The 12,539-nt window shown below is 41.5% G+C and carries 6 protein-coding genes; 2 read left to right on the top strand and 4 right to left on the bottom strand.

Annotation, left to right across the window (positions count from 1 at the left end):
- Positions 1–139: 139 nt before the first annotated feature.
- Positions 140–358, top strand: coding sequence for a hypothetical protein (locus NSTC745_RS06270; RefSeq protein ID WP_096535610.1), 219 nt, complete (start codon positions 140–142; stop codon positions 356–358).
- A 108-nt stretch (positions 359–466) separates the two neighbouring features.
- Here NSTC745_RS06270 and NSTC745_RS06265 read toward each other — a convergent pair whose 3' ends face one another.
- From NSTC745_RS06265 to NSTC745_RS06255, 3 genes are all read right to left on the bottom strand, one after another.
- Positions 467–2,683, bottom strand: coding sequence for an ATP-binding protein (locus NSTC745_RS06265; protein WP_445636380.1), 2,217 nt, complete (start codon positions 2,681–2,683; stop codon positions 467–469).
- Positions 2,684–2,866: 183 nt separating this feature from the next.
- Positions 2,867–3,157, bottom strand: coding sequence for an HNH endonuclease (locus tag NSTC745_RS06260; RefSeq protein WP_445636379.1), 291 nt, complete (start codon positions 3,155–3,157; stop codon positions 2,867–2,869).
- 43 nt (positions 3,158–3,200) lie between these two features.
- Positions 3,201–8,594, bottom strand: coding sequence for a translocation/assembly module TamB domain-containing protein (locus NSTC745_RS06255; RefSeq protein ID WP_445636378.1), 5,394 nt, complete (start codon positions 8,592–8,594; stop codon positions 3,201–3,203).
- Between the two features lie 815 nt (positions 8,595–9,409).
- Between NSTC745_RS06255 and NSTC745_RS06250 the strand changes: the two genes are divergently transcribed.
- Positions 9,410–9,943 carry a DUF2085 domain-containing protein gene (locus NSTC745_RS06250; protein ID WP_445636377.1) on the top strand — a complete coding sequence of 178 codons (534 nt, stop codon included), beginning with the start codon at positions 9,410–9,412 and terminating at the stop codon, positions 9,941–9,943.
- A 208-nt stretch (positions 9,944–10,151) separates the two neighbouring features.
- Here NSTC745_RS06250 and NSTC745_RS06245 read toward each other — a convergent pair whose 3' ends face one another.
- Entirely contained in the window at positions 10,152–12,029 is a 1,878-nt protein-coding gene (locus NSTC745_RS06245) for an iron uptake porin (RefSeq protein ID WP_445636376.1), read from the bottom strand.
- Between the last annotated feature and the right edge of the window lie 510 nt (positions 12,030–12,539).

The raw sequence follows: 12,539 nt of genomic DNA, 5'->3' as shown, positions 1-12,539 counted from the left end.
ATTCTTTCTCCTCTGCCCCTCTGCCCCTCCGCCCCTCCGCCTCTTCTGCCCGATGCCCAATGCCCAATGCCCAATCCCCTAACACGTTACGATTAATTGAAAAGTAACAATTTTTTAAGGCAGAGCCAGGAGACTTTTTATGTTCATTGATGAATTGTCACCTATATTCAGAGAACTTACCCAGCACCCAGTCTCGTTTCTCGGTGGATTGTTCTCTGGTGTGCTTCGACTAAATCTTGCAGACGATCCCGTTAAAAGCTGGCTAGATCAACAGAAGCACTCAAATAGTTCCACTTTCAATACAACTGAGGCAAATAATGGCAAAGCTACTGGCCCTCAGAGGATTTCAATTGACTAAATTCTTGATGAATCTTAAATCGAGTTAATCAATTTGACCAACCGTATTGGGTTTTAATGAGGTACGCGCTAGGGTAGCACAGCTGTGCTACCCTAAAAATCGTCTTTTTCATATAATTGCAGTCTCAACTTTTTTATTCAGCTCCTGCGTCACAGGAATCTGAATCACAAATTTCGTTCCTTCTCCAAGGCTAGAGAAACAGTTTAGTTTGCCATTATGTTTGTCGATAATGATTTGATAGCTAATCGAAAGACCCATACCCGTACCTTTGCCTACGGGTTTTGTTGTAAAAAACGGCTCAAAAATACGTTGCTGAACATCAACTGGCATACCCGAACCATTGTCAGCGATCGCAATTTCTACCCAATCTAAATTGATTGCTGAGGTACGAATTCTAATTTGGCAATTGTGCTGGATTTCTTTAGAAGTTCGTTCAGCTTTGACTTGTTCTATTGCATCAATAGCATTAATTAAAATATTCATAAATACTTGATTGAGTTGTCCTGAGTAGCACTCTACAAGAGGTAGATTAGCGTAATCCCGAATTACTTCAATCTCTGGATGCTTTGCATTGGCTGTCAAACGATGCTGGAGAATCAGTAATGTAGTTTCAATTCCTTCATGAATATCAACTTGCTTAAACTCAGCCTCATCTAAGCGTGAAAAGGTACGTAGAGATTTAACGATTTCTCGAATTCGTTCGGTACCAACTTTCATAGATGAGAGTATTTTTAGCATGTCTTCAGTAATAAATTCCAAATCGATATCATCAATTTTTTCTTGAATTTTAGAAGTTAAATTTGGAAATTCGGTTTGATAAAGTTGTATCAAATCAAGCAGATTTTGAGAGTAATTAGATAGATGATGCACGTTTCCATGAATGAAATTAACGGGATTATTAATCTCATGAGCTACTCCAGCCACAAGCTGTCCCAAACTCGACATTTTTTCGGCAATCATTTGTGTTTGGGCGCGTTGGAGGTTATCGAGAGTATTTTTTAACTCAGATGTTCGTTCTTCAACCCGTTGTTCTAATTGATGATTTATTTGTTCCAAATTAGTAAATGATTCTTGCAACTGCTGTGTCATCCGATTAAAAGAAAGAGCTAGAATAGCTAACTCTCGAATCCGAAAAATTTCTACATTTTGGTACAGTGCCCCATCTGCAACGGACTCAGATGCCTTACTCAAAAACATGATAGGTCGAGCAATCCACTGTGAGGTATAAATTCCTAAAACTGTTGCAATAATCAATGCAGCTAGGCATAAAAAAATTGTTGTGCGCGTGTTGGCATTGATTTGTGTCATAAAATCAGATTCAGGAAGCACTACCACACTCAACCAATCAATTCCTCGCCCATCTTGAATTGGTGAAACTTGCACAAATTGGCGTTTGCCATCAAGTAGAAAATCAAGCTGTTGGTTATCCTTAATAAGGCTAAGATTGCCAAAGCGTTTAAATAAAGCTTGTGCTGTCAAACTAATCGCAGAATTTTCAATTTTGTTTGCGGGGATCTGCTCTAGTTTCGAGTCGTTAATTTTGTAGGGTTCTTTAATGACCGAACTAGCAATTAAATTTCCTGCTTTATCTATAATAAAAGTCTGCCCAGTATGACCAACCTTGACACTCTTGAGAAATTCATGGATCTTTAAGAGGCGAAAGTTACTACTTTGTACTGCCAATAATTTACCTGTTGGGCTGTAAATCAGCTCAGATAAAGCAATTGTCGCTTTTGATGAGTTTGCAGAAGCTATAAAGATTTCAGTCCAAGTTGGTTGTCCTGCTTGTAATGCAGCTTTATACCAAGGTCGGGTACGGGGGTCAAACGATTGAATTTTCAATAGTTCAACTCTTTGACCTCGATTATCAAGGCGGTAACTTTTACGATTGGGTAAAATTGATTTGTCTGCGCTTCGAGCTACAATAAATCCTTCTGGCAAACGTTCAATGAGAACGTTGGTTCCTTCAAAAGTGGCGACCTGGAGAAAATCTACAGTGTTTTGGTTCGCCAAACGCCAGAAATAACGCTCCAATGCTTGAATATCGGTTAAATTAATTTGCCCTTCTGAAATTGCAGATGCAACCGTTTGATTGACGATGTAGGGTTTTTCCAAATAAATGAGAATTTGTTGATTAATACGAACGCTGATTTCATTGCGTAGCTCAGATGCAACAGCATTAACCGCCTTGTAACCATTACTGATAGTTAGATAACCGGTTAATCCAACAATTGCGAAAATTTGCAGCACGAACGGAACAATGAGAATCAAGTGTAGTGGCAACTGCTTGGATACAGAACGCCGCTTTAAAGCTTTTGATACCATAACTACATAGAAAATGCGATCGCCTGTTGAAACAGGCGTTTGCTCTATAATTCCCTTTTATAAGCAAAAAAGCGTGCCATACCAATTTGAAAAAACAATGTAGCAAATGACAACTTATAGAGACGTTGCAGTGCAACGTCTCTACAGGGCAGTGCAACGTCTCTACAGGGCGCACTTGATTGTTTAGCGATGGACTGAAACTCGCTTACCTGGGTCTTGCTTTCTTACCCAAGCTAAAAATTTTTGCATTTGCGGCTCATTGCTCAGCTTGTCTATTGTGTTGAGTTCTTTGGCAAGCACTTTATTGTCGAATAAAGCATGAATCTGACGATGGCACGCAGAACAGATATTTATTGTTGGCCCTGGGTCTTGTTTTTTGCGTTTGGTATTTTGTCGTGGAACTAAATGATGGATGGTTAAATTTTCCATCTCTCTTTGACAGAGTTCGCATTGTTTTAGTTGCTTGTTAGACACTTGATTTTGCTAAAACTCTACCTAAATTACTTCTGAATTCTTCTTAAAATCTATTTTCATACTCAACTGACAATAAACTGTCATCATCTAAATTAGTTGAGCCGCGTACAAGAATTTCATCGTTGAGGCGGTAAAGGACATTGTAACGCAAAGACTCATTGGTAGAAAAAGCCCGCGATAAAGAAACAGAGAAATTCCGATTCACATTAAATACACCCTCCGCTGACAAATCAAGAACAGAAGATCTTCTTGATTCTTGATTTGTGGTAGGGGTAGGAAATATGCGAAACTCGTTAAAACCAACAGCCTGTCCGATGGCAGTTATAGTTCCTTGCAGACTACCTAAAATAGTAGAACTGGCAAAATTAGTCAATCCTTGGCCTAAATCTCCTGGTTGACTCAAAGAATTTAAAATCGAGCCACCCAGCAAAGCCACAATTTCTCCTCTACTCCGTCCAGGTTCGCTCGTTAATTCCAGATTTTCTCCTAATTCACTGGCTGGCCCTGTGGCCCTTGCTTGGACGCGAACGGTACGTAATGTACCAAAGTTATTCACAGAAGCATCACTAATTTCCGCAGACAAAGGTGATTCCAAAATTCGATTGCTCGTTGCCGATGCCTCAGGTACAATTGCCACCAATCGCACATCGAGGGTAGGGTCGAGTCCTTGGCTGGGAGTAAATCGCGCAGTGTGTTCGTAACCCCGCGCCAAGGTAAACTCGGTTGTAAATAAGCTCAAGCGTCCTCCTGTTAAACGGATGAGTCCTTGAGGGAGGGGCTTGGCTAAGGTACCATTGATGGTCAAGTCGCCTTCAGCGTCAAAGCTGAGTATGGGTTGAGTCAACGCTGCTCCTCCCGGTACAAAGCTAAGTAAAGGCTCAGTCGTAACTCGCACATCGTCGCCCAAAATCAACCGTAAATCTGCAAACTCTACAGGTAAGTTGGGTCTAGTTGGGGGGGTAGTGTTAGTCTCTGGTGTATTGGAAGTAGTAGAAGTAGGCTCTTGTGTATTTATATTACTGTTAGTATCTGATGTATTAGAAGTAGACTCTGATGTAATTGTATTATTGTTACTATCCAATCTATCGAGAGTAATAGTAGTAGGGCTTTTTTTAGTTGCTGGTTGTGAAGTTTCAGTGGCTGATTTTCCGATAATCACTTGACCATTACTCAGTTCAATTTCTCCACCAATTATCGGATTTAGTGCTGTTCCACGAATTACGGCGCTACCGCTGACATCGCCTTCATATAATGCCGGAACTTTAAAATTGAGTTGTTTTTCTATCGATACAGTCAGAGGATTAGATACACCTTGCTCAGGAGTAAAAATCGGCAGGATTCCTGATGCAGCCACTAGCCCTTGATTATAATTGCCTTGAATATTTTCTACATTTAGCGTATCGCCATTAAATAGTAGCGATCCTGTGACGTTTGTTAGAGGATCGGATAAAGCTTGAGCGGTAAAAGTAGCATTATTAATTCTGGCAGTTCCATTAATAATTGGCTGGCTTAAAGTACCTTGAACTTTGACATCTACTTCGCCTTCACCATTTACCCAACTAACTTGATTATTAGTAAATACATTTAACAGTGCCAAGCCTTCATTATTTACCCTAGCGTTAACATTAATTTGATTATTATCTGGTTTTACTGCCACAAAAGGTAAAGGAGCAGGTATGCTACCTGTAATTGCAACGGGTTGTGTTCCTGTCAACAACAAGGTACTATCAAAATTTACGCGGGCATTGTCGTAGTTAAATTTCAGCTGTCCTGTTTGTATGGGTTGTTGGTTTAAAGTGGCATTAGCCAAAGATGCCGAGCCATTAAATCTAGGATCTTTTAAACTACCTTGCAAATTAGCCGTAGCATTAAGTTGACCAGTAATATCTATAGGATATTTTTCAATAAACGGCTGTAAAAGTGACAGGGGTAAACTTGCTATATTCAGATTTCCAGCTAATTGTTCGGTTCCCAACTGTCCAGAAAAAGCGATTAATCCTTGATTTATTCCCACACTCAATGGTGAAAGTGTGACTACACCATCTGCAAAATTGCCTCTAGCGATAACTTGATTAATGGAGTATTGACCCCATTGCCAATTATCACCTTGAAAATTAAAGTCGGCATTCAGTCCAGATTTTAAGGAACCGCTGGCTGTAATTCCGCCATTCAATGCACCTGTTAATTGTGCAAGGGTCGGTAAAGCTGCTGGTTGTTGGGTATCTGCTTGCTGTTGTTGTGCTACCGATGTTTCGATCTTGGAGAAATATTCTAACTGGGTTTTTAAATCTGCATTTGGTAAACTAACGGGTGTGGTGTTGAGTGCTTCTGCTCCCGCCAACGTCGGAGACTCTAACCCGCTACCAAGGTCTTGAAAGTCGTAGATATTAAAAGCTTGTAAGAGTTGCTGGACTTGAATTTGGTTTACATTAGCTTGTACTTGAAATTTGGGGTCATTTCCAGTTTGCAAATTGCCACTTAAGGCTATATTGCCGCTTCCTAACCGCAATAAACCGTTGGTTAAACTAGCAGCGCCATCGGCATAGCTGATATTACCGCGAAATTCGTCTGCGGAGGCTCTGGCAACGCGCGGCTTGGCGATCGCTACGTCTCCACTCACGGCATAATTATTAAGATTAACAACTAAGTTTCCCGATAATTGCCCCCCTAAGGGTTTCAATCTATTATCAGGTAAAAAGCCGCCAACCAGCGCTATGGGAAACTGTTGGGCGTTGATAATTAAGTTATCTCCCTCGCTTCTCCCTGTAGTTACCGCCTCATCGCGCTTGACTAAAAATGACGTTGGACGATAATCTGCACCCAGGTTTAAAGCTATCCTGTCTTGCGTGCCAGCAAGTCGCAAGCTTGCTCCTTGTCCGCCTTGAAAATTCACATTTCCAGTTAAAACTGGGTCGAATGCCAAATTACTGACATTAAAATTCCGCAGCCGGATATTGCCAGTAGCCTGAGGAGTGTTAGGAGTGCCTGTAATTTGTCCATTAAAATCTAATAACCCTGCTAGTGCTAAATCTCCAGGCACAAAAGCGCCTGTATTTTTGAGGTTGAAATTCTGGGCTTGGACGTTTAAATTAATGCCAGAAATTTCGGGCGTACCCGTTTGTGGTAATTGTACAGCGATCGCACCACTCGCAATTACTCCTTGTGTGCTTGCCCGTTCAACTATAATTTGCTTGCCATTCCACTGAAATTGTGCTGTCAGCGGTTGCGCTAACTGCGCTAATTGTGAAGCACGAATTTGTCCGGCGGCGCGAATATCTGCAAGCTGGAAGGAGTTTGTTGTACCCGTCAACTTGACGTTAGTATTCAGTCGTCCCCGCAGTTGTGGTGAGAAACGGCCGAGTTGAATTTGGGAAGCCTTAGCAACTGCTTGCCAGCGACCGTCATTCAAGTTAATATCCCTGACGTTAAGCGTACCTCCCGCCACATTCAAGTTTGCTCGTCCTGTGGCTTGAATGGTTGAGGGTTGAAAAGAAGCAGTGCTTCCGGACAAATTCAACGCTGCATTCCTGAGAACTCCCTGAAACTGCGGTGGTATTTGCCCAAAACGATTTAATTGCAAGCTTTGGGCGTTAACAAAAGCTTGCCAGCGTTGTTGTGCAACTCGACCCGTGGCTGTAATTCTACCGCCTGCGACGTTAAAAATCGCACTTGGGAATAGGATATTCTGCCCTTGTTGAGCGATCGCAACTCGTCCCGTAGTAGGATAGGTGGCAGTAGGCGCTTGCAGTTGCACTACTGTCCGCAGATTCCCAAGAGTACCGCTAACTCTGGCATTTGCTGATACCGTACCAATTTTGATGGCAGATGAAGTATTGTTTGTATTGGCGAGGACATCTCCTGGTATATTTTGGGCTTGAATGTTAAACAAGACATTGCCTTGCGGTGCTAGCTGAATTTGACCATTCCCCAGAATTTGCCCGCCGGCTGGTGGCTGGACTTGAACGCTAGAAACGTTAAGTGCTAAGGGTTGTTTGCCCAATGAACCAGTAATTTCTGCCCTGGCTGAGACATTGCCAACATTAATTGGGGGGTTCAAGCCATAGCTGCGTGCCAGTACATCTCCGGAAACACCGTCAGCTATAATATTAAATTTTACGCGATCGTTAAGCGTTGCTTGACCGCTTCCAGTAATTTCACCACCTGCTGCGGGGACTAATTTGAGATTAGAGACGGCGATCGTAGATGTTTTTTTAGAGACACTTAATTTAAAATCGGTGTTGACACTTTTGAATTGAACGCGGTCAACTTGAACTGGCTTGGTGTTACTTGCAATACCGCTGAGAACAGGCTGCTGGAGTGGCCCCTGTAACTTAATATTTGCTTGCACTTCACCGATAGCCACCACCGGCGAACTTATTTTCAGCGTGTCTAAGATATTTCTCGCACTAACTGGTTTGATTTGGGCTGAGAGATTAAAACCTGTTTGAGTATTAACTGCTCCATTTGCAATGATGGGGACTTTGCCAAAGTTTGTAGTTAAATTATTTAAGGCAATGGTTTTACCTTGAAATATTAATCTGCCATTGGCATTAGCAAACTTTTGCGGAAAATTTTCAATTTGAGCAGTAACTTGATTAGGAATAGCCGTACCAGTGATAGCTATTTCCGAAACTTTTGATGGAATTGTAACTCCTAAATCAGCATCTATTTGCCCAGCTTGCAAAACAATTGGTAACTCGATTAAACGGCTGACATCAGATGCTTGTAAACTTTGCGCTACAACTTTCAGGTTAGTTTGTTCGGCTTTAAATTGGGTTTCCCCAGAGATTTTTACAGCGCCACCTCTAGTGAGTTGACCATTTATTTCATAACCAACCCCTTGGTTTCTTGGTAAAAATTTGGCAACACCACCGAATTGATTTATAACTACAGAACCTTTGGGTTTATTTGGCGCAGAGGCTGGTGATAACTCTACATTTCCATCAACAATTTGGAGTGTTTGTAACTCAGTTTGAATGGGACCTGCACCTTCTCCACTCTTAACTTGAGCCGTCACCCAACGACCATCTCGATCTTGTTGGATGTAAACATTGGGCTGGACTAATGTGACATTTAATGCTAGCTTTCTAGTTAAAATAACTTGTAAAGGCGAAAACTGCACATCTACTGCCTTTGCTGTCAACTCGTCTGCATCGGTAGGAGTTGCTGGTATCGATAGCGAAGCAAATCTCAAACTAGAAAGTGAAAAACGTTCAACTCTCCCTAATTCGATTGGACGCCCAAGTAATTGCTCAAGATTTTGTTGTACTAAAGGTGCAAGATCTTCATAGACATAGTTTATAGTCCACCAAACACCAGCTGCAATTCCTCCAAGCAAAATGATTCCTAAAACCAAACCGACACGTTTTAAAAGCAGCAGATTTAAACGAGGATTGCTTGGTTGGCGATCGTTCCCTGGATTTGGAGAGCCTGTCATTGTCTTTAGTAGTACCGCTGTAGGGTAATAAAAAATTTATTACCCGACAATACCATAATGTTTTTAATAATTTCTTAAAACTTTCTCTAGATAGAATTTATAATTCATTCTGATGAGTGTTGACATTTTGGCTTTTAAAGCATTATCTAGTAAATCAGCGTCAAGTGTATGTAGTTATAATGCCCTTGCCTATGTAGAAATGTTATCAGTGTTACATTGTTGGTTTTATTCGGGTAGCATTTGAGCGATCGCTAAAAAAAATTCATCAACTAGTGCATAATAAATAACGATTAACCTAATGTATTTAACCTCAAAGTTTATTCCGTAATTGTTAACTGAACTATAAGAATAAGGTTTGATTTCTCAAAAGATAGGTAAGGTGTATGAGCGCAGAGAGTACAACATCAAACCCTCGATAATGGTGGGTTGCGAATTTAGCTTTTAAGGTGATTTTTAGCGAAGAAAATACCAACGCTGACGAGTTTCGACTCCGCTCAACTCTCGACTATGAAGTTGGTTGAGCTACTTGCCCTGAGCCGAGTCATACCCCTACAATACGAGCAAGCTACGCGTAGCGTCTCGCTCCAGAAAGGAGTCGAAACCAAGGCTAGGGTAAATTCATTAAATTAAGCGAAGTTAGCTATTTTTGCGTAAGTTATGAAGTTGGTTGAGCGAAGTCGAAACCAACGGTTAGGGTAAATTGATTAGATTAAGCGAAGTTGCCTATTTTTGCGTAAGTCCCGAACAGTTAACCGTAAACTGAAATAGGATGGCTATAGATATGTAAATATATTAAAAAAGACGAAAAAAGGTTTATGCAAAGAATCGTTTCCGCAAGGCAATTAGAATCTGCCAAAAACATTAATTGGGTCAGTTCGATCGCTGATATTATGCTAGCGGGGATGGTTGTCGGCCCTGTAACTGCTCCTTTTTTGGCTGCGTCTGGGGTGTCTTTGCTTGGCATAGTTGCCAATATCATTTACTTTATGGGCGATTGTGTATGTCCGCAACCGACAATGGGCTTAGATTTGGCATCCCCATATATTATGGCTGTATGTATGCGTTGCTACGGTACTGTCACTGGTTTGTTAATTACTCGCCTGTTGTATGGGATTACAAATGGTAAAGGTTTTTACTGGTTAAGTCAGTATGGCTGGAGTGGTGCAGCGTTAGCTAGCGTGCTAATGATGGCTTATCCATTGGAATTGGCAGCAGAGGTTTTTGGTTTTTGGAGTTTCAATAATTACATCGTTACGCCCTTTGGGTTGATTACGGGTTTGGCATGGGGATTTTTTACCATGCCGATTTTACACGGATCTAGCGATCGCAATTTTTCATCAACAATTTAATACCTTGACATCCTAAATCGGTATTTTTTGGACAAAGCGTAAAAACTACGCCTGTCCATTAGACTTCTTGCAGAAGTCGGGAAAAGGGGAAGGGGAAAAGGGGAAAGGTTTGGTATTTTCCCTTTCCCCTTTAACCTTTTCCCTTTGACCACAAGAGTGCAAAAAGCAATCGATTGCAAGAGGTCTATTGTTTTGCGTTCCTACTTCTTTAAAATGTAAAAGTAGTCCGCAGCACACCTACCGTTGTCGTCTCGTTTGTGCTGTCACCCTCTGGGTTAAACAGAACAAATCCACCAGGGGTAATACTAATGTTGTCGTTGAGTTTGACGCGATAATACGCTTCTAAATGGTAAGGGGTAGCCCGATTTGCACCAAGTTCAGCCGCACCACTAGCATCACTACGATAAAGCGGTTGACCAAAAATAATGCCGGCATTGTTTCCTGACTTGAATAAATCGTTGAAGTGAACTCCCACCATCCAACTTGTAAAGGTAGTGGAAGCATCAACAGCTCCAGAAGAATCATCAACAAATAGTGCCGCACCATAACCAGATAAGGCTATCTTCGGAGAAAATCGCCATGTCACAGTACCGCCAACAGAGTTGAGTTTGACTGGTGTGTCAGCAGGTACGCCACCTAAAGCACCGATGTCACTGCTAATTAATCCCGTACCTAAAATATTGATTTCGTGGTAGCTGTTAGCATAGTTCAGACCAATGTCAATGTCGCGGCTGGGCTTGAAGGTTAACTGTGCGGCTATAACACTACTACCGCCGAAAAGACCGGCTCCTAAAGGTGTAGTGGATATTCCTGTTCCTGGTACTGCCTCATCTGGGGATTTTTGAGGAAGGTTAGCATTGGCGTTCCCGTATAAAGCTCTGAAATCCAGACTTGGGGAAATATTAAAAATGAATCCCGCCGCCGATGCTAAACCGGTACCGGAAGTTCCACCAGAGACACGTAATACAGGATTCAAACTTGCAAAACGAGAAATTGATTCTTGTCCCTCACCATAAAAAGGTGTAATTGTGGGAAAAGCGTCTGATGTTTCCGCCGCAGTTCCCGCGAATAAGGTTAATTTATTAGCGACGGGAAAAATATACAGCAATTTGTAAACCTGTAAGCTATTGGCGCCAACGGCGGACAAATCCCTGGCGTTAACCCCTGGAAACTGTGGTTCAAAACTGGTACGAGCGCTACTAGCACTCAGTAAAGGCGAAGCTAATCCCAAAGTTTCTTGCACGCTACCGGTACCATCTGCTCCACCTAAAAAGTTGTAAGCTTGCAAGCCAGTAATTAATAAGTCTTTGCCTGTAAAACTAGTGGTCAGATTTAATCGCACTCTATTGACTAGGATGATATTAGGATCGTCCGTATCAGGAGCGCCGCCGGTAGCACCAACAGCAGCAATAATAGCCTCACCATTCAGTTTAGTAGTAGTGGAAAATTGATTTGCTTCTAGCTCTGCTGTGCGTGCTTCTACAGCATCTACCCGACCGCGCAATGTTGTTAATTCCGCAGCGAATTGTTCTTGTAATTTTTGCAAGGTGGCTAAATCTTCTTTAGTCACCAAATCGCCCGTTGCTGTGGCAATTAGTTCGTTGACTCTATCTAGACAAGCATTTAAGCCAGCTGCAAATTCGTAGCGAGTCAACGCGCGATTGCCGCGATAGGTAAGATTCGGATAACCCGCAATACAACCATAGCGCTCTACTAAGGATTGTAGTGCTTGGAAAGCCCAATCTGTGGGCTGTACGTCAGACAATTGCGATACAGATGTTACTTGTGCGAGTCGATCTGACGATCGAGATGAATTTGCCGAGTTTGGTGTGGTTTGCGGTAAAGAATTAGCAGGATTTTGCAAACCTACATCTTCAGATTTCTCTTGTTTATTGATTAAAGGAAAATCTTCTGTATTTAATTTATCGGCAATCAGATAATCAGTTTTAGTGTAGCTGGCGTTATCTCGATCGCTTCCTAAATTTTCGTCTGCAATATTTAAATTACTCAGGGCTTGTACGGGTAATAATCCGCAAATTAACCACAAAAAGCCTGCTCCACCAGCGGAGGCCAGTAGATGTGCCATGACAACTCCTCACATATATGAAATAGAAAAAACTTAATTGCGATATTTAAATACGATTGATAAGTAATTTTAAAGTATCTTGAGCAAGCTAATCTTGTTAACTTTAAATCTCAGGAATTTACTTTGCCGAAGTGACTTATCAATACATAGATTTTTCTCGCAGGCATTAAATTATAGTAAATACTATTTCGGGACAAAAATTACACTAAATGCTATAAATAAATCTTATAATTTCTATACTATAAATAAAAATTATGATATGTAGCGTGTTATCAAAAGCTTTAGCGATCGCAGTTCTGGGCTGTCCACCGTGCGAATGGAGGCGATCGGATCGGTGTTTTTACGGGATTGAATATATCGCAGGGAACTCGCTCGCGATTTGATGGATTTTTAGATCTCCCTTAGCCTTAAAAAGACCGCAGTTTGACAGACTGTCTTTTGACGTGACTAGCTAAGAGAAAGAAAATTAGAATTGATAAGGAGCTTAAAGCCCTTGCTCAACTCGGTAAT

The sequence above is a fragment of the Nostoc sp. DSM 114161 genome (assembly GCF_052692665.1).
This window is presented reverse-complemented; position numbering and strand designations above follow the sequence as displayed.